Annotated in this window: 24 protein-coding genes and 5 pseudogenes; 20 read left to right on the top strand and 9 right to left on the bottom strand. The window is 68.1% G+C overall.

What is annotated here, in order from left to right; translation table 11 throughout:
* Positions 1 to 6: 6 nt before the first annotated feature.
* On the top strand, positions 7 to 663 hold the full coding sequence (locus tag CFP66_RS33625; protein ID WP_094929336.1) for a TetR/AcrR family transcriptional regulator: 657 nt from the start codon (positions 7 to 9) through the stop codon (positions 661 to 663).
* 228 nt (positions 664 to 891) lie between these two features.
* On the opposite strand, the gene msrB is transcribed toward CFP66_RS33625, so the two are convergent.
* Positions 892 to 1383: a peptide-methionine (R)-S-oxide reductase MsrB gene (gene msrB / locus CFP66_RS33620; protein WP_094929334.1), complete on the bottom strand. Its 492-nt coding sequence runs from the start codon at positions 1381 to 1383 to the stop codon at positions 892 to 894.
* A gap of 484 nt (positions 1384 to 1867) precedes the next feature.
* Here msrB and CFP66_RS33615 point away from each other — a divergent pair, with 484 nt between their 5' ends.
* On the top strand, positions 1868 to 2527 hold the full coding sequence (locus tag CFP66_RS33615; protein ID WP_094929332.1) for a cyclase family protein: 660 nt from the start codon (positions 1868 to 1870) through the stop codon (positions 2525 to 2527).
* A 164-nt stretch (positions 2528 to 2691) separates the two neighbouring features.
* On the opposite strand, the pseudogene groEL reads toward CFP66_RS33615, so the two are convergent.
* Both groEL and CFP66_RS33600 read right to left on the bottom strand, forming a co-directional pair.
* A pseudogene (gene groEL, locus CFP66_RS49440) lies at positions 2692 to 3015 on the bottom strand (chaperonin GroEL); the annotation flags it as partial.
* A 690-nt stretch (positions 3016 to 3705) separates the two neighbouring features.
* On the bottom strand, positions 3706 to 4839 hold the full coding sequence (locus CFP66_RS33600; RefSeq protein WP_094929330.1) for an epoxide hydrolase family protein: 1134 nt from the start codon (positions 4837 to 4839) through the stop codon (positions 3706 to 3708).
* Between the two features lie 87 nt (positions 4840 to 4926).
* Here CFP66_RS33600 and CFP66_RS33595 point away from each other — a divergent pair, with 87 nt between their 5' ends.
* From CFP66_RS33595 to CFP66_RS50455, 14 genes and pseudogenes are all read left to right on the top strand, one after another.
* Positions 4927 to 5463, top strand: a complete 537-nt coding sequence (locus CFP66_RS33595; RefSeq protein ID WP_094929328.1) for a CGNR zinc finger domain-containing protein — start codon at positions 4927 to 4929, stop codon at positions 5461 to 5463.
* Positions 5464 to 5555: 92 nt separating this feature from the next.
* Positions 5556 to 5711, top strand: a pseudogene (locus CFP66_RS33590) (IS1380 family transposase); the annotation flags it as partial.
* 131 nt (positions 5712 to 5842) lie between these two features.
* Entirely contained in the window at positions 5843 to 7003 is a 1161-nt protein-coding gene (locus CFP66_RS33585) for an epoxide hydrolase family protein (protein ID WP_094929326.1), read from the top strand.
* A gap of 249 nt (positions 7004 to 7252) precedes the next feature.
* Positions 7253 to 7702, top strand: coding sequence for an FGGY family carbohydrate kinase (locus CFP66_RS49435; protein WP_158228313.1), 450 nt, complete (start codon positions 7253 to 7255; stop codon positions 7700 to 7702).
* A complete protein-coding gene (locus CFP66_RS49430) occupies positions 7629 to 8774 on the top strand; it encodes an FGGY-family carbohydrate kinase (RefSeq protein WP_094929323.1) in 1146 nt (381 codons plus the stop codon). The genes CFP66_RS49435 and CFP66_RS49430 overlap by 74 nt, the downstream gene beginning before the upstream one ends.
* A complete protein-coding gene (locus CFP66_RS33570; protein WP_094929321.1) occupies positions 8735 to 9388 on the top strand; it encodes a class II aldolase/adducin family protein in 654 nt (217 codons plus the stop codon). Before CFP66_RS49430 ends, CFP66_RS33570 begins: the two co-directional genes overlap by 40 nt.
* A 4-nt stretch (positions 9389 to 9392) precedes the next feature.
* Positions 9393 to 10952: an ABC transporter substrate-binding protein gene (locus CFP66_RS33565; protein WP_094929320.1), complete on the top strand. Its 1560-nt coding sequence runs from the start codon at positions 9393 to 9395 to the stop codon at positions 10950 to 10952.
* Positions 10953 to 11173: 221 nt separating this feature from the next.
* Positions 11174 to 12001, top strand: coding sequence for a carbohydrate ABC transporter permease (locus CFP66_RS33560; RefSeq protein WP_233159935.1), 828 nt, complete (start codon positions 11174 to 11176; stop codon positions 11999 to 12001).
* A complete protein-coding gene (locus CFP66_RS33555; RefSeq protein ID WP_094929317.1) occupies positions 11998 to 12834 on the top strand; it encodes a carbohydrate ABC transporter permease in 837 nt (278 codons plus the stop codon). The genes CFP66_RS33560 and CFP66_RS33555 overlap by 4 nt, the downstream gene beginning before the upstream one ends.
* Positions 12780 to 13214 (top strand): annotated as a pseudogene (locus CFP66_RS50465) (alcohol dehydrogenase catalytic domain-containing protein); the annotation flags it as partial. The gene CFP66_RS33555 and the pseudogene CFP66_RS50465, both read left to right, overlap by 55 nt.
* 49 nt (positions 13215 to 13263) lie before the next feature.
* A complete protein-coding gene (locus CFP66_RS33545) occupies positions 13264 to 13884 on the top strand; it encodes a zinc-binding dehydrogenase (protein WP_094929314.1) in 621 nt (206 codons plus the stop codon).
* A gap of 92 nt (positions 13885 to 13976) precedes the next feature.
* Positions 13977 to 14774 carry a DeoR/GlpR family DNA-binding transcription regulator gene (locus tag CFP66_RS33540; RefSeq protein WP_094929381.1) on the top strand — a complete coding sequence of 266 codons (798 nt, stop codon included), beginning with the start codon at positions 13977 to 13979 and terminating at the stop codon, positions 14772 to 14774.
* Positions 14775 to 15117: 343 nt separating this feature from the next.
* Positions 15118 to 15363 (top strand): annotated as a pseudogene (locus CFP66_RS50460) (transposase); the annotation flags it as partial.
* 154 nt (positions 15364 to 15517) lie between these two features.
* Entirely contained in the window at positions 15518 to 15757 is a 240-nt protein-coding gene (locus CFP66_RS50455) for a transposase (RefSeq protein ID WP_198961836.1), read from the top strand.
* Positions 15758 to 15899: 142 nt separating this feature from the next.
* Here CFP66_RS50455 and CFP66_RS33530 read toward each other — a convergent pair whose 3' ends face one another.
* Together CFP66_RS33530 and CFP66_RS50450 are read right to left on the bottom strand one after the other, a co-directional pair.
* Positions 15900 to 16334 (bottom strand): GFA family protein, encoded by a 435-nt coding sequence (locus tag CFP66_RS33530; protein ID WP_094929313.1) that lies wholly within the window; start codon positions 16332 to 16334, stop codon positions 15900 to 15902.
* Positions 16335 to 16387: 53 nt separating this feature from the next.
* Positions 16388 to 16648 (bottom strand): aldehyde dehydrogenase family protein, encoded by a 261-nt coding sequence (locus CFP66_RS50450; RefSeq protein ID WP_198961835.1) that lies wholly within the window; start codon positions 16646 to 16648, stop codon positions 16388 to 16390.
* A gap of 571 nt (positions 16649 to 17219) precedes the next feature.
* Here CFP66_RS50450 and CFP66_RS33525 point away from each other — a divergent pair.
* The 4 genes and pseudogenes from CFP66_RS33525 (at position 17220) to CFP66_RS33515 (ending at position 20145) form a co-directional block, all read left to right on the top strand.
* Positions 17220 to 18098 carry a helix-turn-helix transcriptional regulator gene (locus tag CFP66_RS33525; protein WP_198961834.1) on the top strand — a complete coding sequence of 293 codons (879 nt, stop codon included), beginning with the start codon at positions 17220 to 17222 and terminating at the stop codon, positions 18096 to 18098.
* 316 nt (positions 18099 to 18414) lie between these two features.
* Positions 18415 to 18636: pseudogene (locus CFP66_RS50035) on the top strand (mandelate racemase); the annotation flags it as partial.
* A gap of 90 nt (positions 18637 to 18726) precedes the next feature.
* On the top strand, positions 18727 to 19440 hold the full coding sequence (locus CFP66_RS33520) for a mandelate racemase/muconate lactonizing enzyme family protein (RefSeq protein WP_255413911.1): 714 nt from the start codon (positions 18727 to 18729) through the stop codon (positions 19438 to 19440).
* 18 nt (positions 19441 to 19458) lie between these two features.
* Positions 19459 to 20145, top strand: a complete 687-nt coding sequence (locus tag CFP66_RS33515; protein WP_094929307.1) for a FadR/GntR family transcriptional regulator — start codon at positions 19459 to 19461, stop codon at positions 20143 to 20145.
* 14 nt (positions 20146 to 20159) lie between these two features.
* Here the strand turns inward: CFP66_RS33515 and CFP66_RS33510 are convergent, their stop codons facing one another.
* From CFP66_RS33510 to CFP66_RS33500, 4 genes are read right to left on the bottom strand one after another with little or no spacing between them, the layout of a single operon-like run.
* A complete protein-coding gene (locus CFP66_RS33510) occupies positions 20160 to 21626 on the bottom strand; it encodes a sodium:solute symporter (RefSeq protein ID WP_094929305.1) in 1467 nt (488 codons plus the stop codon).
* The gene (locus tag CFP66_RS48120) at positions 21619 to 21786 is read right to left on the bottom strand and encodes a hypothetical protein (protein ID WP_158228309.1); all 168 of its coding nucleotides are present in this window, start codon (positions 21784 to 21786) and stop codon (positions 21619 to 21621) included. Before CFP66_RS48120 ends, CFP66_RS33510 begins: the two co-directional genes overlap by 8 nt.
* A complete protein-coding gene (locus tag CFP66_RS33505) occupies positions 21786 to 22553 on the bottom strand; it encodes a hypothetical protein (protein WP_143517448.1) in 768 nt (255 codons plus the stop codon). The genes CFP66_RS48120 and CFP66_RS33505 overlap by 1 nt, the downstream gene beginning before the upstream one ends.
* Complete coding sequence (locus CFP66_RS33500; RefSeq protein WP_094929302.1) at positions 22550 to 23350, bottom strand: aspartate/glutamate racemase family protein; 801 nt, start codon at positions 23348 to 23350, stop codon at positions 22550 to 22552. The genes CFP66_RS33505 and CFP66_RS33500 overlap by 4 nt, the downstream gene beginning before the upstream one ends.
* Positions 23351 to 23373 lie beyond the last annotated feature (23 nt).

The following is a 23373-nucleotide window of genomic DNA, read 5'->3' as shown; positions in this document are numbered from 1 at the left end:
GCATCTGTGACGAGTGCCGGAGCCGAACCGCCCGCGCGACGCCTGACCGCGCGCGGTGCAGTAACACGCGACCGCATCGTCCGAGCCGCAGCCGACCTCATGCACGCCACCGGGGTCGCCGGCACGACCATGGACCAGGTGGTCGAGGCTTCCGGCACAAGCAAGTCACAGCTGTACCACTACTTCGAGGACAAGGACGCCCTAGTCACAGCGGTGATCAAAATGCAAGCCGCACGTGTGATGGAGCGACAAGAACCCCATCTCGAACAACTCAGCTCGCTGCAGGGCCTGCGACGCTGGCGCGATGCGATCGTTCGTTTCGTCGACGAGCGACACGGAGCGTACGGCTGCGAGATCGGCTCGCTGGCCAGTGAGCTGACAGATCGGTCCGAACCAGCCCGGATCCTGATCAACGCCACGTTCCGAACCTGGGAGTCGTACCTCGCCGCCGGCATCCGTCGGATGCAAGAGCGCGGCGAGCTCGACGACAGCGCGGACCCCGCCGAACTCGCCACCGGAATCATGGCGGCCTACCAGGGCGGCTACCTCCTCTCACAGGCCGCACGAAGTGCCCAACCGATGGCACTGGCGCTCGAGCTCGCGATCCGCAACCTGGAAGCGTTCGCGCCCGCGAAGAAGCGTGCGTCCGGCGCCGCGAGCTGATAGCTCAGCTCCGAGGGGGCCTGACCGACGGCGGCGGTCAACCAGCGGTCCAGCACGAGGTGGCAGGACAACCGTCCCCCCGGAACGGGTTCCGGGGGGACGGCGGTGAACGGCAGTGCTTCGCTGAGCCAGCAGTTCGTGACGAGCGCGCGCCCGACCCCTACGACGGAAGTGCTACTCCACCTGCCGCTCGATCGGCCGAGGTCTCGCAGCAGTGCAGCTCAAGTATCAACTCGCACTGGCGGACTCGCCCTCACCCCACTTTTCCGCACCGAATAGCTCGCGATACTCGCCGTACCCCTCGCGCTCCAGGTCAGCTAGGGGCACGAACCGCAACGCGGCGGAGTTGAGGCAGTAGCGGCGGCTACCCAGGTCGCGCGGGCCATCGTCGAAGACGTGCCCCAAATGGCTGTCCGCATGAGTGGATCGAACCTCGGTCCTGCGCATCCCGTGGCTCCGGTCGTCAAGCTCCACCACGTTGCTCTGGACGAGCGGCTTGGTGAAACTCGGCCAGCCCGTGTGGCTGTCGTACTTGTCGACGGAGGCGAAGAGCGGTTCCCCCGACACGACGTCCACGTAGATGCCCACCTCCTTGCTGTCCCAATAAGCATTGCTGAACGCACGCTCGGTTGCGCCCTCCTGAGTGACACGGAACTGCTCAGGGGTCAATCGAGCGATCACCTCTGGCGTTTTGCCGTACTTCGCCGACTCCAATGTCATCTCCTCCGTTTCACTATGACTGACACCGCGATGATCGTTGCTCCTGGCCGAACCAGAGATCAGCTGCCCGGACAGCAGCCCGCCCTCCCCCTGATCGCAGCCGCTACCGAGCAGGTGGCGAGCAACCAGCGAGCCGGACTGGACCGTCTAGTCCGACTATAAGCGGTGCCTGTGGCGGCGTCGAGGCCGTCGCTCGCAGGCAGGTCGCAGACCTTCTCCGCGACGGCGACGTCACCCTGGTCTTCAACAGAGCCGCAGGGGTCGAGGCACGCTGAGTAGGGGCTGCACCATCCCGCTAGTCGCCTTGACCGAGCGCCGTCCAACCCTCAACACTCAGACTATATAGTCCAACCTGTACGCCCCAGGGGTCGACAGCCGGGAGCCGCATCCACCCTGGGCACTTGTACCAGGCAGTTGACTGGCCGCCGGCCAGCGAGTTCCTGCTCGGCAGCCGAGGTCCAACACGACGCCCGGAGAGACCGACATGTCCACACGCCGAATTCTCGATCTGAGCCACGCAGTACGAGCGGGGACGATCGCCGGTCCGGGGCTGCTCGCACCAGCGACCGCCGTTCGTCCTTCTCCTGATCTGCCACCTGAGGCCAACGGTCCCGGCACCGGGTTCGAGATCGACCGCATCACAACGGTGGGAGATGCTGGAACTCACCTCGTCGCTCCCTACCACCGGTTCCCCGACGGGACCGACTTGGCGGGCCTGTCGCTCGATTCACTGGTAGACCTGCCTGCCATCGTGTTGCGCGTCACCGGAACACCGGTACGTGCTGTAGACGCGTCGATGCTGGCCGTCCTCGGTGACGTCAGCGGCTGCGCGATCCTCGTGAACGCAGCGGATGAGGTCCGGTTCAGCAATCCCGATGGCCGCCCGACCCACGTCACGAGTGACGGCGCCCAGTGGCTGGTGGAGCATGACGTCAGGATCGTCGGCATTGATGCCGCGAACATCGACGATGCCACTGACCGGACCCGCCCCGCACACACGCTGCTCCTCGGCGCCGGGATCCCCATCGTGGAGCACCTCACGGCTCTTGATCAGCTACCGCTTCGCGGCGCACGCTTCACGGCAGTTCCACCCCGCATCGAAGCCCTCGGCAGATGCCCCGTGCGGGCGTTCGCCGTCGTCTGATCGGACTGGCCCATCGGTTCCAGGACGCGGACGACCGTTCTGAGCGGGCATACGGGCAACCGCGGCACGACGGCCTCCGGCTCACAGCAGCGCCCAGCGGCGTGTCGGCAACCGCCTGCGACGATCGGACGTAGGTCGGTCCAGCAGGTCGCGGGGTGAACAGCTCATATGCCCATGGCCGGGTCACCCCCGCCCGCACGGTTCTTCTCCGGCTTGTCGGCGATGACGGCCTCGGTGGTGAGGAACAGCGCCGCGATGGAGGCGGCGTTCTGCAGGGCGTTGCGGGTGACCTTGACGATGTTGGCGCCAGTGGCCTCGTCACCGTCCAGGCCCAGGCCCTCGAAGAGGCCTGCGCCGGCCTGGATCAGGGCGACGCCGCCGCCGGCGACGATGCCCTCCTCGACGGCCGCCTTCGCGTTGCGAACGGCGTCCTCGATGCGGTGCTTGCGCTCCTTGAGCCCGACCTCTGTGGCCGCTCCGCCCTTGAGCGCTTGCCGCGGGCCAGTCGTTGGGCTAACGGGTCCAATTCGAGGTCTGCTGTCGTGTAGTCAAGGTCGCAAGTCCAGGAGAGACGGCCCCGCGGATCGCTAGGGCGTGACTACACCTGCGTGTCCTCGGACTTCCCCACCCGCACCCTGCGCCGCGCGCTCGATGCCACCCTCACCCGGGCCACGTCCGCAGCGGCGAGCGCCGCCGGGGCCGTCAGGCCGCGACCGGACGGAAGCAGCCGATGAACCGCCGACACGTCAGCTACCGGTGGGGCTGCGCGAGATCATGGCTACCCGCGGGCTGTTCACCACCACCCACCTCGCGCCACTGCTCGCCGAGCGTGGCATCACGCTGTCGGCCTCCTTAGATCCACCGGCTCGTCACCGGCACACCCGAACGGCTGTCGCTGCCCGACCTCGCCGGGCTCATCGCCCCGCGCCGAGAACACGTCGGTCCGCAAGGCAGCCGACGCCAGCGGCCTGACGGCCATCGCAGGGCCGGCCGAGCTGCGCCCGGCTGCGCCCCGACCCGTGACCCGACCACCACACCCGCCCGACCACACATCGAGGTCGTACAACGACAGCGCCCAGACCTCCACCTCAACCGGGGCGAGCTGATCCAGCAGGAGACCCGGTCGGACGCGCGGGCCGTCGCCGACCGGCCAGCGGTGTTCCGCGTGCGGAGCGGCTTCAGGTCAGGTCGTGGAAGAAGGCGGTGATGTCGTCAGCGAGCAGGCCCGGTTCCTCGTAGGCGGCGAAATGGCCCCCACGCGGCATGGTGGTGTAGCGGGTGAGGTTGTAGGTCCGCTCGACCCAGCTGCGGGGCAGCCGGCCACCGAGGTCAGCCGGGAAGACCGCGACCGCGGTGGGCACCTCGACGTGCTCGACGCGTGGAGCGACCCCCTGGGTGCGCTCGAAATAGGGACGGAACGACGTCGAGATCGTGTCGGTGAACCAGTACAGGGACGCCTGGGTCAGCAGGAAGTCGTCGTCGAATCGAGTGGAGACGTCGCCGCCGCAATCGCTCCACGCCCGGTACTTCTCGAGGATCCAGGCGAGCAGACCCGACGGTGAGTCGGACAGCCCTTGGGCGAGGGTGAGCGGGCGCGTCTGCTGCTGGTGGGAGTACCCGCGCTCAGCCTCGAACCACGCCTTCTCCACTTCGAGGTAGGTGCGCTCCTCGTCGGTGAGCCCGGCCGGATCGAAGCCGGGCGGGTCGACGGCGTCCAGGAGATGGACGCCGGCCACGGCCTCCGGGTGGGCCTGCGCGAGGAAGCTGCACTCCCCTGCGCCGATGTCGGAACCGTGCGCGCCGTAACGCTCGAAGCCGAGCACGTCATGCATGAGCCGGTGCCAGAGGTCGTGGGTCGGAGTCCCGTCGAGGGCGGGCCGCTGCGGGGACAGCCCGAACCCCGGCAGGCTCGGGACGACGACGGTGAACGCGTCCTCGGGGCTGCCGCCGTAGCGGGAGGGCGCCGACAACCGGTCGGCCAGTCCGATCAGTTCGAGGAACGAGCTGGGCCAGCCGTTGGCGAGCAGGAGCGGCAGTGCGCCGTCGCGCTCGGCGTCGAAGCGCAGATAGTGCACGGACGCCTCGCCGAGGTCGGCGAACCCGGACGGCAGGGCATTGATCGCCGCTTCGTGCTTGCGCCAGTCGTACTCCGACTCCCAGTGCTCGACCAGTCGGCGCAACTCGTCGCCATCGGTACCGGCCTCCCAGGCCTCAACCGGCCACGGCTCCGCCCACCGTGTCCCGCGCAGGCGTGCGCGCAGGTCGTCGAGGTCAGCGTCCGACACCGTGAGTACCTGTCGGGGATCGGTCATCAGATTCTCCTCCTGTCGATCAACACCGTTGAACGGTAACAGCGGTGTCGCCGATCAGCAACACCGCTGAACAGGTATGGTGGTGTCGTGGATGCGCTCAAGGTGCTCGAGGAGTTCCTCAACACGGTTGACGAGCGATCGTTCAGCCGGCATGGCCGGATCCACGCCGGCGGCGAGCACCTGACGTCGCCGGGCGCACTGGCGGACTGGCTGGCAGCGCGCGACCTGGCCGATCCCGGCGTCGAGTTGGGGCAGGCGGATCTGGCCGACGCCATCGCCCTCCGCACGAGCTTGCGACGGTCGCTCGGGGGCGATGACGATTGCGGGGGCGGCTCCACCGAAGCCTTCGCGGACTACCCGCTGCAGCTCGCGCCTGGCCGGTCGGGCGAGCTACGCATCGCGGCCCGCTCCGGGCGGCGATGGCTCGACATCGTGGTCGAGACCGTGGCCGTGGCGGTCTGCCGGGGCGACTGGCGACGGATCAAGCTCTGCGCCGCACCGGACTGCCGATGGGCCTTCCACGACACGTCACGCAACGGTCGCGGGCGCTGGTGCGACATGAACGTCTGCGGCAACCGCCACAAGACCCGCGTCTACCGCGAGCGCCATCAACAAGCCACATGACCTATGCGCGGGGTGGCGCGGCGGGGCCCGTGCTGAGGGCGCGAGTGTTCGGCCGCAACAGGATCGAGCTGAGGTGCGGCTCAACCGGGTCGCCCGGCGCGCAACTGCGCCTGACCGACGCCGACGGGCACCGGCTGACCGCATCCGCCACCAACACTCCACCCGGCGGACCGCACCGCCAGCTCGCCGACCTCGAACTACACCACCGCCGCCGAGCCCGCGCCGAAGACCGCATCCGCAACGCGAAGGGTGTTCCTCGCGGTCGCGTGTACCGAGCGCGCCCCGAAGTTGATCGTGTTGACGGCGGATACATCATCGGCCGACCGAGCACGACGAGCTGACCGCGCGGTAACACCGTCATGGAAAAGGAGTAGCGGGTATGGCCATCGACGACGGGATCGAGCCCTTCGCACTGGAGTTTCCGGAGTCGGAGTTGCGGGAGCTGCGCGATCGGCTGCGGCGCGTGCGGATGCCTGAGCGTGAGACTGTCAGCCCGAGTGCGGATCCGGCGGCGGCCGACTGGCGTCAGGGGGTGCCGCTGGCCTATCTGATCGAGCTCGCCCGGTCGTGGGCCGAGGGCTACGACTGGCGGCGCTTCGAGTCGGAGTTCAACGCCCACGGGCCAGGACGCACTCGGGTCTTCGATCTCGACATCGCCTTTCTCCACGTGCGCTCGCCACGTGCCGACGCGCGGCCCCTCGTCCTCACGCACGGCTGGCCGAGCTCGGTGATCGAACCGCTCGAGGTCGCCGATGCCCTCGCAAACCCGGCCGAGCCCGACGCACCGGCGTTCCATGTGGTCGCACCCGCTCTCCCCGGCTTCGGGCCGAGCGGTCGGCCGTCGACGACGGGATGGTCGGTCGATCGGACCGCCGACGCCTGGGCGATCTTGATGTCGAGGCTCGGCTACGACCGGTTCGCCGCCGCCGGCGGTGACTGGGGAGGCCGCGTGGCGACCGCACTCGGTGTGCGGCACCCGCACCGCGTCGAGGCCCTCCATACTTTCACCCCCTACGTCGAGGTGCCGCCCGAGGAGGGCGAACTCACCGATCACGAGCTCGCCGGCCTGGCGGAGACCCGAGGCTTCTGGGAGCGGGGTGGCGGCTACTCCCTCGAGCAGTCCACCAAGCCACAGACGATCGCCTACGGCCTCAGCGACTCGCCGATCGCCCAGCTCGCCTGGATCGTCGAGAAGTTCCAGGGCTGGACGGACTGCGGGGGCCACCCCGAGAACGCCGTCTCCCGGGAGCGGATGCTCGACACGGTCACGCTCTACTGGCTCACCGGCACCGGCGGGTCCTCGGCAAGGTTCTACTGGGAGAACTTCCCACCCGAGCGTAGTGCGCACGTGCACGTGCCGACGGCCGTGACGATCTTCCCTCGCGACATCGAGCGGCTGCCGCGGTCCTGGGTCGAGCGCCGGTACCGCGATCTGCGCGTCTGGAGCGAAGTCGATCGTGGGGGGCACTTCCCGATGCTCGAGGTGCCGGAGCGCTACGTCGCCGAGCTGCGGAGCGCCTTCGCGGCGATGCAGCACTGACCGCACGGGGCCTCGCTGCTTTCGTTTGCGCAAGCCCGACTCTGGCCGATTCGAAAGTAAACCGAAGATTGCAACAAGGTCTCCGCCGGGATGGTGGCGGAGAAGCGCTGATGACCTAGCCTCGGCCACGCGACACCGGCTTTCGAGCGGTGCAGCGAACGAAAGCGACGACAGGAAAGGCACGATGGCAGAGCGGCCTCGCAGCGACAGCACACGTACCCGGGCAGCCACGCGATGAGTGTGCTCGGGGTGGACCTCGGCACCACCGGCGTCCGCGCGGTCGCCTTCGGCGCCTCGGGGGAGGTCGTCGCGAGCGCCAGCGAGGGTGTATCGCTCGTCCGACCGGCGGCTGGCCTGGTCGAGCAGGACCCCGCCGAGGTCATCGCCGCTGCCGAGGCCGCCATCCGGCGTGTCGCCGACGGGGCGAGTGCCCGCGCCGACGCGCCGGAGGCGATGGCCTTAGCCGTGCTCGGTGAGGCGATGTTGCCGCTCGCGACCGACGGGACTCCGCTCGCACGGATCGCGGTGAGCATGGACACCCGCGGCGAGGACTCGGCACGTGCACTCGCTTCGGCCGTCGCCCCCGGAGCGCTACACCGAGATCACCGGACAGCCCCTGCGCGGCATGTTCTCGGCCTTCAAGATCGCTGCCGGGTGTGCCGGCTGGCGGGAGGCCGCCGCATACCGCTGCGTCGGTGACCTCCTCATCGAGCGCTGGACCGGGCAGGCTGTGATCGACAGCACTGGTGCTGCCCGGATCGGGCTCTACGACGTCGAGGCGCAGCACTGGAGCGACGAGCTGCTGGTCGCGCTCAACGTGCTCGCGCCGTGGCTGCGGCCGGAGACGCTGCCGCGCCCCGTGCCGGGCGGCGAACTCGCCGCCAACTTGAGCGGCGAAGCCGCGGGTCGACTGGGGCTCGCCGAGGGCCTGTCGGTCGTCGCCGGCGCTCATGACCAGGCCGCGGCGTTCCTCGGGGCGGGCGGGATCGCGGGAGGCGCCTCCGTGATCGGTTTCGGCTCCAGCGACTGTGTGTCGGTGGGTAGCGCCACGCGGCCCTCATCCCTGCAGGGCACCGGCTTCGCCACCTACCGCGTCGACCCTGCGACGTGGGTCACGCTCGCGGGAACCGCCGCCGGCGGTTGGTCGCTCGACTGGTTCGCGCGCACGCTCGGCCGTCCGGTCGCGGAGGTGTTCGCTGAGCTCGCCGCGATGCCGCCGTCGTTGCTCGCGCTGCCCTACTTCGCCGGCCTCGACACGGACGCGGATGCCCGTGGCCTGTTCTTCGGCCTGAGCCTCGAGACGAGTGTGCCGCAACTTGCTCGCGCCCTGGTCGAGAGCGCCGGTTTCGAGTTCGCGAAGATCCTCGACGTCTTTCGCGGCGTCGGGCTCGATCCCGGGGAACTGCGCGTCACCGGCTCGGGCGCCCAGAACGCCGCTGCTCTCGCGATCCGCGCCAGCGCCGCCGACGTTGCGTTGACGCCGGTCCTCAAGGACGCGTCCGCCCGCGGCGCGGCCATCCTCGCGGCTCGCGGAGCCGGCATCGACGCCCCGGGGCTCCTGTCCCAGCCTGCGCCGATCGCTCTCACCCAGCATCCCGACCCCGCCACACGCAGCTGGTACGAGACCCAACGGGCGCGATATCGCCGGCTCTACGAATCCACCCAGGGTCTTGCCATCCCGCCTTTCACCGCCGATCCCACACATGCTGATCCGACACAAGGAGAACACGAATGGGCACCACCCTCGGCCCATCCTTCGACCTCGCCGTAACGAAGCGAGAGATCCTCGATTACTGCCTGCGGTCGATGGAGTACGGGCTGAACTTCAACACCCAGGGCAACATCAGCCTCCGGGTTCCCGGCGTCGAAGACCGATTCTTGATCACGCCCACCGACCTCGAGTACGACCGGATGCGCGCGGAAGACATTGTCCTCGTCAACGGCGACAGCGAGGTCATCGAGGGTGAGCTCCAACCGTCCAGCGAGGTCACCGTGCACATGGCGGTGTACCGCCGCCGTGCCGATGTCAACGCGATCGTGCACACCGAGCCGGTGTACTCGAACGTCTGGGGCGTCGTCGGCGAGCCGATCCGCGGAACGCTCGTGAACATGCTGAACTACAGCAAGGGCGACGTGCCGATCATGCCGTTCGCGATCAGCAACAGCACCGAGTTCGGCGAGCGCATGTGCGACGTGCTCGGCGGCGTCAACGCGGTGGTGTGGGCCAATCACGGACTGCTGACCGTCGGCGACAACCTCCGCGACGCCTTCAAGACCAGCGTTGCGGTCGAATCCGCCGCCAAGGTCCAAACCTTCGCCCGCGCCATCACCGATTCGCCGATCGTTCTCGAATGGGACAAGCTCGGCCTCGACCACGCTCTCTGACTGCGTGCTGGACGGCATCGATCCGCTCCGCACCGGTGAGCCGCCCCTGCGGCTCGACCAGCCGGGGCATTCGGACGACGTCGTGATCGCCGACGCCCGCCGACGCCCGGCGGCGCTCGCCGCGCTCCGTCGCCCGCTCCCACAACCCATCACCTCGTACAGCGCCGTAGGAGAGGACACGCTGATGATCCGTTCGAATCACACAACGCGCGGGGGCAGGCGGAGTCAGCGCCTTCTCGTTCTGACGACCGCGATGTTGGTTGCGGCTGGTGTCTTGAGCGCCTGCGGCGCCGGCGGCGTCGGCAGCACGGGCGATGACGGTCAGGTCACCCTGAAGATGGTCGCGATCAACCTTGCCCAGATCGAGGACCTCACGAAGCTGACTGCCGAGTTCGAGAAGGGCCATCCGAACATTCAGATCGACATCGTGCAGATGGAGGAGGTCGATCTTCGCGACACGCTGACGAAGGACATCGCCTCCGGCAGCGGCCAGTGGGACATCGCCACGGTCGGCGCGCTGGAGGTGCCGCTGTGGGCGAAGAACGATTGGCTCGTCGGCCTGACACCGCTGGCCGAGGAGACCGAGGGCTACGACGTCGATGACATCATCAAGCCGGTCCGGGAGATGCTGAGTGTCGACGGCCAGTTGTACGGGATTCCCTTGTTCGGTGAGGGCGTCTTCACGATGTACAACAAGGAGCTCTTCGAGAAGGCCGGCCTCACCATGCCGGAGAACCCGACCTGGCCGGAGATCGCCGATCTTGCCGCGCGGCTCGATACAGATGACCAGGCCGGCGTCTGCATGCGCGGGAAAGCTGCGTGGGGGGACCTCCTCGCGCAGATGGCGAACGTGATCCACGCCTACGGCGGAAACTTCTACGACGAAAGGTGGCATCAGACCCTTGATTCGCCGGAGTCGCTCGCGGGCATCGAATTCTACATCAACCTCCTGAAGGAGCATGGCCAGCCGGACCCGGCCGCGGCGGGCTTCCCCGAATGCTTCAACCTCTTCGCGCACGGCAAGGCGGCGATCTGGGTCGACGCGACGTCCGCGGCGGGCTCCCTCGAGTCGGCGGAGCTTTCGGATGTCGCCGGCAAGGTCGGCTATGTGCCGGCGCCCACGAACCTGCCGGGAGCGACCCCGTCGATCTGGTCGTGGAACCTCGCGATCCCGGCGACGTCCACCCAACAGCAGGAAGCGTGGGAATTCATCAGCTGGGCCACCAGCAAGGAGTACGTCAAGCTCGCCGGCGACACCGTCGGCTGGACGCGCATCCCTGCGGGGAGCCGCGCTTCGACCTATGACCTGCCCGAGTACCAGCAGGCGGCATCGGCCTTCGCCGACCAGACGCTCGCCGCCATGGAAAGCGCGAATCCGACGCAACCGGGCGTGAACCCGCAGCCCTACGTCTCGACGAACTTCGTGGCGGTTCCCGAGTGGCAGGACACCGGCAACCGTGTGGCTCAGTACCTCGCCGAGGCGCTGGCAGGCCGGGACACGATCGAGTCGGCGGTGCAGAAGTCCGCCCTGCTCCTGGAAGAAACGGGGGTCGCGCAGAAGTAGCCGCACGGATCCGAGCCGTGGACCCCGGGAAGAAGCCAGAGATGACACGAACAGAGAACCAGAGCTTGGGTGACGTCGATGCCGACGATCGCAGAACCTCCGACCAGATGAGTCTGCCGGCACCCCGACAGAAATCTGGGCGCCGGCAGGCGCGCCCGCCCGTAACCCTCAACGAGCGCCGACGGAGGCGGACCTCCCGGGCGCTGATCCTGCCTGCTCTGGTGATCTCGATCGTCATCACCCAACTGCCCTTCGCCGTGACCATCGTGCTGTCGTTCCAGCAGTGGAACTTGCTCCGGCCCGACCGGCGCGGCTTCGTCGGCTTCGACAACTACATCGAGGCGTTGACGCGCGGCGGGTTCCTGTCCTCACTCGGGTCCACGGTGCTCATCACCGGCGCATCGGTGATCACCTCGGCCGTGCTCGGCCTGCTGCTCGCTGTGCTCCTCGATCGGCGGTTCCTCGGACGAGGGACTGCGCGGACCTTGCTGATCACCCCGTTCCTCATCATGCCGGCTGCGGCGGCGCTGCTCTGGAAGTGGCTGATGCTGGATTCGACGAACGGGCTTGTCTCGTGGGTGCTGTCCCTCCTCGGTGCCGACCCCATAGCCTGGGTGACCGATCTGCCCGTGGTGACGATCATCATGGTGCTGGTCTGGCAGTACACGCCGTTCATGATGCTGATCTTGCTGTCCGGTCTGCAGTCGCAGGCCCCCGAGGTCCTGGAGTCCGCCGCGGTCGACGGCGCGGGACCCTTCCGGACCTTCTGGTTCATCACGTTGCCCCACATGCGCCAGTACCTCGAACTCGCGATGCTGCTCGGAACCATCCTCATGAGCCAGGTCTTCGACCCGGTGCAGATCATCACGAAGGGCACGGGTGGAACGAAGACGCTGCCCTACCTGCTCTACGAGCGGGCTTTCGGCGGCCTGGAGATCGGCGCGGCGGCCGCCCTCGGCGTCCTCACCGTCATCGTCACGATCATCGTGGCGACGGTCACTCTCCGCCTCCTCTTCTCGATCTTCACCAGTCAAGGAGCACGAGCATGAGCCGCAGCAGACGATCGCCTGGACGCAGGCTCGCCGGCGCGGGAGTCACCGCGTTCACCTGGATGATCGTCCTGCTTGCTTTCCTCCCCGTCCTGTGGATGGTGTTCACGTCCTTCAAGTCGGAGTCGGACGCGGCCACGAACCCGCCGAGCCTTTTTGTGCCGCTCTCCTTCGACCGGTACGTCGAGGCGTTCGACCGCGGAATTGCCGGTAACCTCCTCAACTCGGTCACAGTCTCCGTGTTGTCCACGGTGATCGTCATCCTGCTGGCGATTCCCGTCGGCTATGCACTGGCTTTCCGGCCGGGACCGAGGGCAACCGATATACTCTTTTACTTCATCTCTACGCGTTTCCTCCCGGTGGCGGTGGCTGCCATCCCCATCTACCTTCTACTGCTCTCGATCGGAGGACTCGACAAGGTCGGTTGGCTCATCGTCCTTTACCTCGGAATGAACCTCCCGTTGGCGATCTGGATGATGCGCTCGTTCTTCGCCGAGGTGCCGGCAGAGATCATCGAGGCGGCACAGGTGGACGGCGCGAACGTCCGTACCGAGCTCACTCGGATCGCGGTCCCGATCGTCGCGCCCGGGATCGCTGCGGCGGCGTTGATCTGCTTCATCTTCGCTTGGAACGAGTACTTCCTCGCGAACCTGCTCACCGCGACCGTCGGTCGGACGACACCGCCCATCCTCGGCTCTTTCGTCGACGGTCGCGGGCAATTCGTCGCCGTGCTGAGCGCGGCATCGACCATCGCGATCCTGCCTGTCGTCATCGCGGGATGGTTTGCGCAGAAACAGCTCGTTCGCGGGCTCGCCATGGGAGCTATCAAATGACCGAGACTACGCGCCGGGTCCATGTGACGCGCGAGGGTGAAATCGTGGTGCAGCGCGTCGGCATCCCGCGGCCAGCGGCGGGCGAGGCGCTCCTCGAGCTCGAGAGCGCCGGCATCTGTGGATCGGACCTCCACGCTGTTCGCGGGCGGCACCCGTTCCTCGCGCTGCCCTTCAATCCGGGCCACGAGGTCGTGGGCCGCGTCCGGCAGACGCGGTCCGGCCTCGTCGGAGAGGGGTCTCGTGTGGTCATCGAGCCGACGCTGCCCTGCGGCCGGTGCAAGATGTGCCGGACCGGGCGCGAGAACATCTGCCCCTACCGTGGCTTCTTCGGTTCGAACCAGCCGCAGGGCGGGATGGCCGACTTCATGACCGTCCGCGCCGACCGCCTGCACGTCGTCTCACCCGATCTCCCGGCGGGGGGCCGCGGCGATGATCGAGCCGCTCGCCACCCCGGTCCACGCCATACGGCTGGCGGGCGGGGTCGAGGGGAAGACGGTCGCGGTGCTCGGTGCGGGATCAATCGGCCTCGCGACGTTGATCGCGGCTCGCGAGGGCGGAGCCGCAGCCATCGCCGTCACAGATGTCGATGAGGGCAAGCTGGAGTGGGCACGCAACCTCGGTGCGGATCACACCGTGTCCGCCACCGAGCTCGACTACGCCGGCCGGGTGTCGGAGCTGATCGGAGAGAGCCTCGATCTCGTCGTGGACTGTGTGTCGATAGAGTCGACCGTCTCGGCCGCCATCGCCATGGTGGGCCGTGGTGGCACGGTGGCGCATCTCGGGGTGCCGGTCGCCCCGATGACCATCGACCTCCCGTATGTCCAGGAGAATCAGATCCGGCTGCAGGGATCAACCGTCTACGCCGGCGACGACTTCTCTACGGCGATCGAGATCGCGGGACGGCGCAGCGCTGAGCTTGCTTCCCTGATCTCGGGTGTCATCGATCTCGACGACGTCTCGAAGGGCTTCGAGCTTGCGCGGCATCCCGAAACGATCAAGGTTCTCATCGCGCGCGAGGCGTCCGAAGGTGTCGCCGCAGCGCCCAAATGACGCGACGATGCGCTGTACCCGAGCGAGGGATGACGGTCCAGGACCGACACGTCCCGATTGACAAGCCTTCGGGGAAAATCGAAGATCTGGGGATGTCACGCAACGCCGCTCCGCTTCTACCTGGTCCTCGCCGGGAGCGCATCCTCGCGATTGTCGAGCAGCACGGATTCGCCAAGGTGGCCGACCTCAGCAAATTCTTCGGCGTCTCGGAGGTCACGATCCGCACCGACCTCGACGCGCTCGCGAGGACTCGTGTCGTACAGCGGGTGCACGGCGGGGCGGTCTCCGGGCTGCGCTCGCGCGCCCTGGAACGGCCCTTCGAGAAGTCGATGCTCACCGCAGTGGATGAAAAAAAGCGGATCGGGCGCGCCGCATCGGGACTCGTAAAATCCTATCAGGCGGTGATGATCGACGTCGGCACCACCACCACTGCGGTGGCGCGGTCCATCGCATCCCGGGAGGATCTCTCCGATGTCGTCATCATCACCAACGCGCTGAACATCGCGCTCGTGTTCGAACGCGCGATCCCTCGTTTCACCGTCATCGTAACCGGAGGAACTCTTCGACCCGAACAGCACTCGCTGGTCGATCCGCTGGCAGACATGCTCTTCGAGCGGATGCAGGCCGATATTGCCTTCGTCGGCTGCACCGGGATCGACCTCGAGGTGGGGATCACCAACGCCAACGTGCCCGAGGCGGACATGAAACGGCGGATGCTGCAGGCCGCGCACCGAGGAGTTGTCGTCGCCGACAGCCAGAAGATCGGGATGACTCAGCTGAGCCGCGTAGCCGGCCTCGACGAGATCGACACGCTCATCACCGGTTCCGACGCCGACCCTGAACGACTTGAGCGGATCCGGAACACAGGTCTCGAGGTCTTGACCGCGTGATCGCCACGCGATGGAGCGGCGCTGGAAGCTCGGCGACACCGATCTGTTGTGCCTGGTGGTGGCCCCGGCAGAACACCGTGTTGACAGCTGGGGCAGTGGTCCCCAACTGGTCCCCAAGCAGGCTCTGCCTAGTGACTCGAGCAAGATCTGGCCGCTTCGGCGTGCCCTGTGAGTGGACTTGCCAGTCGTGGTCGCCGGCACCGGCCTGGCCCACCAGTTGGCCTGATCAGAAGCCTGTCCGCCCGCGGGCGTGACCCGTCACAGATGTGCCACTCGGTGACTCCTACCCAGGCCGGTGCCGACCGTTTGCCCGCTCCCTGCTGGAAGGACCAGGCCGGTGCCCATGCTGGCAGAACTCGTCGACGCCGTGGTCGGTGTCGACACCCACCGCGATACACACGACGTGGAGATCGCCCTACCGACCGGGACGCCGGTCGCGACCTGCCAGGTCAGCAACGACAGCACCGGTTACGCCGAGTTGCTTGCCTGGATCGTTGACCACGCTCCAGGTCCTCGGCTGGCGGTGTCGATCGAGGGCACCCGCAGCTACGGCGTCGGGCTGGCCCGCGCGGCCGCAGCCGCCGGGCTCATCGTGGTCGAGTGCGAGCAGCCCGACCGCAAGGCCCGCTGCGGGAAGGGCAAGTCCGAAGTCCGACCCGAGAGACGCACACCTGGCCGTACTGCTGCCCTTCGGCTCGACGCCGACCGTCTCCCGCGGGCCAGTCAGCGCCGCCCAAGCGATCGTGTCGTTCTCACACCCTGGGCGGTGCCGAAACGACGCGGCCTTCGCCGCGTTGGGCGGTGTCAGCCCGCTGCAGGCCAGCAGCGGGCGGGCCGTGCCACACCGGCTCGACCGCGGAGGCGACCGAGCGCTCAACCGGGCGATCGCGACGTCGCGGATGCGGTGCTGCCCACGACGAAGGCCTACGTCGCCCGGCGCATCGCCGAAGGCAAGACCGACCGGGAGATCCGCCGCTGCCTGAAGCGCTACATCGCCCGCCAACTCCACCGCACCCTCACCGCTGCGATGATTCTTGACAAACCATAGAAGCGTCCACCACGCGGTGATCATCACCGCCGGACGAGCCTCGGCCTCTCACGACACGCCGAAGTGCCGTTGCAGTACTAGCCAGCGTCGCCTTCGAACCGGGGACGGTTGGGATGCGGCTCGATCCAATCCTGTGCACGACGCCACCAGACCTCCGCGGAGCACTCCAGCCCTCTGGGATCGTCGAGGGTCCCGGCCTTGACGATCACCGTGTCGGGACGCTCGTGCAGGACCGTAAGAATGGGAGTGCCGCAGTCCCTGCAGAAGAGCCTGTCTCGCAGGTTTCCATTTTCGGCCCCCGTGGTCTGGTAGCTCTTCGGTGTGCCCGTGATCTCGATCCTGTCCCGTGGAACCAGAACGTTGACAGAGAACGCGGAACCGGTGTGCCGCTGGCAGTGCCCGCAGTGGCACACGATAACGGCGTCGGGCTCGCCCGTGTATTGGTAGCTGATGGACCCGCAGAGGCAGCGGCCGGAGCGCGCGGCGCGAGCGGGTGCGTCGGTGATGCTCATGTCGATCCCTTCTTCCTCGTCGTGGCGGATTTAGAACTCGAGGATATCGGCGACTAAATCGATCTCGAAGTAGCTGAAACGCTGGCTCTTTCCCATCTCCAGGACCGGCAGAGCCGCGTACTCGTCGCGCTCTCCCGGAGTATCCGACCCCCACGCCCAACGATCTCGGCGCGTTCTGCGACCGTTCGCAGACGCCAGTCCTCGCGATATCGCCTGTCCGCTACGACTAGGGCTTCGAAGATCTCCTCGTCGCCCTGAAGGGGAAACGCCGCTGCAAGTTCACCAGTGGTCGGATTGACTGTGCTGAAAGACATGACTCCCTCTCGGTCGTTCAGTTGGATTCTGCGATCAGGCTCCCGCCGGGAACGCGTGCTTCCTCCCAGCGAGTACAGCAACTGCGGCTGCCATCAGGAGCATGAGGGCTGCCCACGTGGTAGAGACGCCCACGGGGGCTGCGATCAGAAGCCCTCCAGTCAGAGCCCCCACAGCGATCGACTCCGAAAACACGGTGATCGTGATCGCTCGTCGCGAGGGCGTAGATGGTCACCGTCTACCCCGTCAGGGCGCCGCTGGTATTGAAGGTGTTGCTCATCTCCGGCAGCAAACCTGCTGGAAGCACCTCTGCCAGGATGCCTACGAAGCCGCTGAAAGAAGGACCAAAAAGCGCCGGCTAGAGGAATCGCGGAACGCGTCGATCGGTTCGTATCGGACCGCGGCGTTAGCCTTTCCATCTGCTTTCCCTGAGTCTTCGATTGATTCATTGCAAGTCTGCGGCAATACTGCAGCGTTGACCAGGCCTCCACTTTGCGTACGACAGCTGTGACTACGACCACCAGTGGTACGTTCACACCCGGGCCAGGCCCCGCGATGGGGGATGCTGGATACATGACGACGCAGACTGACAGTGACGCGAAGCCGCTCGACGTGCGTGCTGAACTCAGTGAGTTCCTCCGTACCCGGCGGGCCCGCTTGCAGCCGGGCGACGTCGGGGTGCAGGCGATCGGCCGGCGTCGGCGCGTTCCGGGACTGCGGCGAGAGGAGTTAGCGCAGCTCGCCGGCGTGTCTGTCGCGTATTACACACGACTTGAGCAGGGCAACGGGCGCAACGTGTCCACGGAGGTGCTCGAGGCGATCGCCACAGCTCTTCGCCTGGACGAGTCCGAACGCGCCCATCTGTTCCACCTCGCCAAGCCACAGCCAACGCGCCGCCGCCAGCCGACGCGTCCACAACGAGTGCGCCCAGAAGTGGCAGAAATGCTCGATGTGCTCGAAGGCACGCCAGCCTACGTCTGGGGCCGCCGTACCGATGTGCTTGCCTGGAACCGAGCCGCCGCAGCACTTTTCGGTCGCTGGTTTGAGCGATCCAGTTCGGAACGGAATTGGACCCGAATTGTTTTCCTCACCCCGGAGGCACGAAGCTTCTTTGTTGATTGGAACACTAAAGCATCCCAGGTTGTCGGCCAGCTCCGACTCGATGCAGGCATGAACGGCAACGACCCGCAGTTGAGTTCCCTGGTCGGCGAAGCGTCGCTGAAAAGCGACGAGTTTCGCCGCCTCTGGGCCGCACACGACGTGAAACGACAGTCACATGGACAACTGCGCATCAACCACGAGGCAGCAGGCGAGCTACTCCTCCACTACGAGACTCTCATGCTGCCTGACGACCAGGATCAGGCTGTCACGGTCTACCGCACCGAACCGGGTGCAGCGCGCAAGTCACTCCGCTTCCTGATCAATTCGACTGCTAGTGCAGGACAAGAGTAGGAACCAGCTGCACGCTAACGAATTTCGCTCGGATTGCAATGGGCTCACCGCCAAGTCGTTGCAGCCAACTTCTGCGCGGGCGCCCATATGATCGCAGGCAGGCTGCCGCCACTGGCCTCGAAAAGCCGAGTCCTGCCCGATGATCCGGTTGCCGTGCCGGTCGAAGCTGCGCGCGGTCACGGTGTCGACGGCGCCGCGGCGGCGGGTATTCACCGACCCGGTAGTAGCGCCGTGTGACCGCCCTCGGCGGCGAGCACCCGTTCCGGTGCCCGCGCTGGCGCCCGTGCCATAGCGCGCGGGCCTCGGGTGGGGTGAGGGCGGCCAGTACGGCCCGGCCGAACCGGTGAAGACCTGCATCGACGAGGTGCTCGCCCCGCAGGTCCTCGCGATGCCCGAGGCCATGCCCGCCGTCGTCGCCGAGACCCTCTACGCCCGCACCCGCGACTTCGGGCAGAAGGGCACCTACGTCGAGGCGATCAGCGCGATCGACATCGCACTGTGGGACCTCCTGGGTCGGACCCTCGGCGCCCCGGTCTCGACCCTCCTCGGCGGCCGGTTCCGCGAGCGGGTCAAGGCCTACGGCACGAGCGGCTACTACACCGACCCGGAGTTCCGCGCCGACCGCGACCTGCCGGGCCTGGCCGACGCCGTCACCGGCCACGTCGCGGACGGCTTCGACATGCTGAAGATGAAGATCGGTCTGCTCCCGGTCGCGCAGGACGCGGCTCGCATCCGCACGGTCCGCGAGACTGTGGGCGACGACGTCGTCCTGCTCGCCGACGCCAACCACGCCTACAACGCCGCGACCGCGATACGGGTGGGCCGGGTGCTCGACGAACACGGGTTCGCCTGCTTCGAGGAGCCCGTCGTCCCGGAGGACCGCGCCGGGTACTCCCGGGTGCGCTCCGCCCTGGACGTCCCGATCTCCGGTGGCGAGGCAGAGTTCACGCGCTTCGGCTTCCGGGACTTCATCGAGCAGGCGCGCGTGGACATCGTCCAGCCCGACCTGTGCGTCTGCGGTGGCTTCACCGAGACCCAGCGCATCGCCACGCTCGCCTCGACGCACGGCGCCCGCACCGTGCCGCACGTGTGGGGCTCGGCGGTGGCGCTCGCGGCCGCCCTGCAGATGTGCAGCGTTCTCCCGCTCTCCCCCTACACCCTGCGCCCGATCCCGCTGCAGAACGAGCCGGTCATCGAGTTCGACCGCACCCCCAACCCGCTGCGGGACGAGCTGCTGGTCGAGCCCTTCCGACTCCGGGAGGGCCACCTGGACGTCCCCACCGGGGCAGGGCTGGGGATCGAGATCGATCTCGGGCAGCTGGAGCGTTACCGTACGGCCTGAGTCCCGGGGGGGATCACGATGAAGGAGAGCAGGGGCCCGCGCAGCAAGCTCGCCGACACCGTCGCGCAGCAGCTGACCACGCTGATCCTCTCCGGCAGCTACCCGGTCGGCTCCAAGCTGCCCTCCGGCGACCTGCTGGCGAGCCGGTTCGGCGTGGGCCGCAGCTCGATGCGGGAGGCCGTCCGCACCCTCGAGGCAGCGGGCTACCTCCGCAGCACCCAGGGCGTCGGGACCTTCGTCATCAACGACCGCCCGCCACCCGGCCCCGTCGACCAGGGCTTGCGTGACGGGTACACGATGCGCGACCTCTTCGAGACGCGGATCGCGATCGAGGGCAAGACCGCCGAGCTCGCCGCGCTGCGACACTCGGACGCCCAGCGGACCGCGCTGCTGGACGTGCTCGAGGAGGTCGAGCAGCCCGGCCTCGAGCACGACGAGTTCGTCTCGCTCGACGCCCGCTTCCACCGCGAGGTCGCCGCGGCCGCCGGGAACCCACTGCTGCTGCGCATGTGGGACTCGATCCAGCCCCAGTTCCGGGAGTACTCGCTGCGGGTCGTGGGCATGCCGGGACGCCGCGAGCGCGCCCACAGCGACCACCGCGGGATCGCGGAGGCGATCTTCGACCGCGACCCCACGCAGGCCGGGGATCTCGCCCGCGCACATGTGGTGACCGTGCAGCGCGAGCTGCACCGGCTGGAACGCTGAACCTCGCGACTCGACTACCGCGACCCGGCCGGCGCGCCGGGTGCCGGAGCGCCGGTCCGCTCCGGGCCGTCGGCGAAGAACGGATCGGTCGCCTCTGCCGGGGGCGGCGCGGTCACCAGGCTCGTCGCCACCATGAGCACCAGCGCAGCGGTGAAACCGGGCAGGACCGGGTCGATCAGGTCGGTGTCGCCGAACACCCTCCATCCGATCGTGGCGACGAGCCCTCCGATCATCGACGCGATCGCCCCCTCCCGGGTCGCACGCCGCCAGACCACCCCGGCGACCACCGGTACGAGGAAGACCGCGCCCATGAGCGCACTGAACAACGCCACGATGAACTGGACGAGCTGCCCGGCCCCGACGCCGAGGATCAGCAGGACCAGCGGCACGAGGCCGGTGAGGACCGTGCCCAGCCGTCCGATCATCACCTTGCGCCGGGGCGAGCTGCTCGGGCGGATGATCCCGTAGATGTCGTGCGCGAGGGCGGTCCCGGCCACGAGCAGGATCGAGGAGACCGTCGACATCATCGCCGAGGCCACCGCCGTCAGCAGCAGCGTGCCGAGGAACGCCGGCAGCGCGTACTCGGCCAGGACGGGCATGGCGAGATCCCCGTTGCCGAGCGCCGGGAACAGTGCGGTGGCGCCGATCGCGAGCACGAAGACCAACGTGTGCGCGACCCCGACCAGGACGATCACGAAGCCGATGCCCCTGCGGATGGTCGCCATGTCACGCATCGCGTAGAACCGGACCAGCTGCTCGGGTCGCGCGACAGCGCCGAGGAAGAACGCCAGCGAGAGCGTGATCAGCAGCGACGGCGGCAGCCCGTCCCAGGTGAACATCGACGGGTTGGCACCCTCGGCCAGTGCGAACAGGTTGGCGAGCCCACCGACGTGCTGCAGGACCGCCGGGATCGCGAGCGCCGCACCGACGATCATGATCATCATCTGCAGGAAGTCGGTGTACACCACGGCGAACATCCCGCCGATCACCGTGTACAGCAGGATGATCACCGTGAACCCGATCATGCCGACGTTCAGCGGCACGCCGAGAACGACGTTGGCGATGAGTCCCCCGGCGATGACCTGGGCCGAGATGTAGATGACGAAGGCAACGAGGATGATCACCGCGGCGATCACCCGGGCCGCCCGGCTGTAGTACCGCGCCTCGAAGAAATCGGGCAGCGACACCTTGCGCTGTCGCGTGAACCGGGGCGCGATGACGGCGACCATCATCCAGTAGGCCAGCGGGAAGACGAACACGACCCAGGCGAACGACCAGCCCACGGCGTAGACCACGCCGATGGTGCCGATGAACAGCCCGGAGCTCATCTGGGTCGAGGCGATGCTGGCGCCGCCGACGGCCCACCCGAGCGAACCGCCCGCGATGTAGTAGTCCTCGGCGTTCTTCGTCATGCGCAGGCCGAGATAGCCCAGGCCCACCGTGAGCAGCAGGTACCCGCCGAGGACGATGCTCTCAGCCATCGTGGCTCCCCTCCCTCGCACTGCCCGCCGGGCGCGTCGTTCGCCCGGTGCCGCGATCGCGCCGGTCCCGGTAGGCGCTCCAGGCGTAGTAGGCGGCGGTGAGCAGGACGTACAGGAGCAGGTAGCCCCAGACGATGAACCCGGATTCGAGGACGGCCATCAGCTGCTCCTCCCCGCAGCGGAGGAGTCGCGCCGGGTCGAGGCGCGCAGGTGCAGGTAGGAGCCCGCGATGCCACCGATCAGCAGGACGACGATGATCCCCTGGGCGATGCGGTCGTAGGTGAGCACGGCGGGCGTCCCCGAGGTGGACACCGCGCGGATCAGGGCGGGCGCGGTCGAGACGTCGAAGGCGACCAGGGTCCGCCCGTCCTGCCGGCTCACCCGGGCCGGGGTGCTGGGGAAGCCCTCGACGTAGTCGTAGCCCGGTGCGAGCAGAAGGTTCGCGGTGAAGACGCCCGGGGTGGAGTCGGCCGGCGCCCACTGCGGGGCCAGAACCGGTACCTCGCAGATGAGCTCGTCACCGCTGGTGCGCGCCGCTCTCGCCACCCGGTAGCCGAGCACCAGCTCCAGTTCCTGGCCCGCGGCGAGCGGCACCTGCGGAGCCACGTGGACGGTGGTGCGTCGATCGTCCGCCGCGACGGTCGTGTGCAACGGACGACCGTCGAGCGTCCTGGCGTGGACCTCGCTGATCGGCTCCGGGCCGAACCGGAGCGCCGTGAACGGGACGGTCTCGACCGGCCCCGCCACGCCTGGGCCGGCGGTGAAGACGTACCGCAGCTCGACCACCGCGCTGTCGCCCTCGACCCGCATGTCCGCCGCACCGGAGCTCAGGCTGGGAGGTGTCGTCGCGGCCAGGGCCGGGGGCGCAGCGATGGCCAGGGCGGCGAGGACCGCGACGGCCACCCCCGCACCCCGCACGATCATCATGGCTGCCCGGGTCCGGCGCCGAGCAGCAGATCGCCCAGCTTCGCGCCGGCCTCCATCTTGGGCGGCGTGCGGTAGGCGTGCCGGCTGTGCGTGAGTCCCTGGGCGACCGTGGCCTCGGCGGCCTTCAACGCCGCCCTGGCCGGGTTGATCACCGGCACCCCGAGCTCGGTGGTGAGCTGCTCCGCGACGTCGAGGAACCCCATGCTCATGCAGCCGAGCACGATCACGTCGGCCCCGTCCTGCTCGACGGCGAGGCGGCCCTGCTCCCGCATGCGCCCGACCGCAGCGTCGTGGTCGGCGTTCACCTCGAGGACGGGCGTGTCGATGTGCCGGACCGAGGCGAGGGCGTCCGCCGCTCCCGCCTCCCACGCCAGCCGGCGCAACGCCGGACAGATGCTCGCCGTGACCGTGACGAAGCTGAACCGGTGCCCCAACGTCGTGGCGAGGGCGACCGACGCCCCGGCCGGGCCGACGACGAGCATGTCGCTGATCTCCCGCAGCCCGTCCAGGCCGGGGTCACCGAAGCAGCCGATGATCGCGGCGTCGTACCCCTGCTCCGCCACCCGGTTCAGCAACAGCCCGGTATGGGGGATCGCGAGGTACTCCTCGTACATCGACTCGATCGACGCGGGACCCTGGTCGACGGCGTGCACGCGCACCCCGGTGCCGGGGAACGCCCAGCCGGCGAGCTTCGCCTCGCGTCGTTCCAGCTCGGCCGCGCCCAGCTCGGTGAGGTGCATCGGGCCGGGCACGAGGTAGGCGATCCGTGGGCCGGTCGGTTCGAGCGGTGCTGTCATGACTGCTCCTCAGTGCTCCTCGT

The organism is Pseudonocardia sp. MH-G8 (assembly GCF_002262885.1).
GTDB lineage: Bacteria > Actinomycetota > Actinomycetes > Mycobacteriales > Pseudonocardiaceae > Pseudonocardia.
Note: the sequence above shows the minus strand (reverse complement) of the source record. Positions and strands in the feature narration are given on the sequence as shown.

What these genes read in the sequence shown, in the direction of transcription:
- msrB (WP_094929334.1), bottom strand. Translation starts at nt 1,383, where the DNA reads ATGACATTGGAGTCGGCGAAGTACGGCAAAACGCCAGAGGTGATCGCT.
- CFP66_RS33615 (WP_094929332.1), top strand. Translation starts at nt 1,868, where the DNA reads ATGTCCACACGCCGAATTCTCGATCTGAGCCACGCAGTACGAGCGGGG.
- CFP66_RS33600 (WP_094929330.1), bottom strand. Translation starts at nt 4,839, where the DNA reads ATGACCGATCCCCGACAGGTACTCACGGTGTCGGACGCTGACCTCGAC.
- CFP66_RS33585 (WP_094929326.1), top strand. Translation starts at nt 5,843, where the DNA reads ATGGCCATCGACGACGGGATCGAGCCCTTCGCACTGGAGTTTCCGGAG.
- CFP66_RS49430 (WP_094929323.1), top strand. Translation starts at nt 7,629, where the DNA reads ATGTTCTCGGCCTTCAAGATCGCTGCCGGGTGTGCCGGCTGGCGGGAG.
- CFP66_RS33570 (WP_094929321.1), top strand. Translation starts at nt 8,735, where the DNA reads ATGGGCACCACCCTCGGCCCATCCTTCGACCTCGCCGTAACGAAGCGA.
- CFP66_RS33555 (WP_094929317.1), top strand. Translation starts at nt 11,998, where the DNA reads ATGAGCCGCAGCAGACGATCGCCTGGACGCAGGCTCGCCGGCGCGGGA.
- CFP66_RS33545 (WP_094929314.1), top strand. Translation starts at nt 13,264, where the DNA reads ATGATCGAGCCGCTCGCCACCCCGGTCCACGCCATACGGCTGGCGGGC.
- CFP66_RS33540 (WP_094929381.1), top strand. Translation starts at nt 13,977, where the DNA reads ATGTCACGCAACGCCGCTCCGCTTCTACCTGGTCCTCGCCGGGAGCGC.
- CFP66_RS33530 (WP_094929313.1), bottom strand. Translation starts at nt 16,334, where the DNA reads ATGAGCATCACCGACGCACCCGCTCGCGCCGCGCGCTCCGGCCGCTGC.
- CFP66_RS50450 (WP_198961835.1), bottom strand. Translation starts at nt 16,648, where the DNA reads ATGTCTTTCAGCACAGTCAATCCGACCACTGGTGAACTTGCAGCGGCG.
- CFP66_RS33525 (WP_198961834.1), top strand. Translation starts at nt 17,220, where the DNA reads ATGACGACGCAGACTGACAGTGACGCGAAGCCGCTCGACGTGCGTGCT.
- CFP66_RS33515 (WP_094929307.1), top strand. Translation starts at nt 19,459, where the DNA reads ATGAAGGAGAGCAGGGGCCCGCGCAGCAAGCTCGCCGACACCGTCGCG.
- CFP66_RS33510 (WP_094929305.1), bottom strand. Translation starts at nt 21,626, where the DNA reads ATGGCTGAGAGCATCGTCCTCGGCGGGTACCTGCTGCTCACGGTGGGC.
- CFP66_RS48120 (WP_158228309.1), bottom strand. Translation starts at nt 21,786, where the DNA reads ATGGCCGTCCTCGAATCCGGGTTCATCGTCTGGGGCTACCTGCTCCTG.
- CFP66_RS33505 (WP_143517448.1), bottom strand. Translation starts at nt 22,553, where the DNA reads ATGATGATCGTGCGGGGTGCGGGGGTGGCCGTCGCGGTCCTCGCCGCC.
- CFP66_RS33500 (WP_094929302.1), bottom strand. Translation starts at nt 23,350, where the DNA reads ATGACAGCACCGCTCGAACCGACCGGCCCACGGATCGCCTACCTCGTG.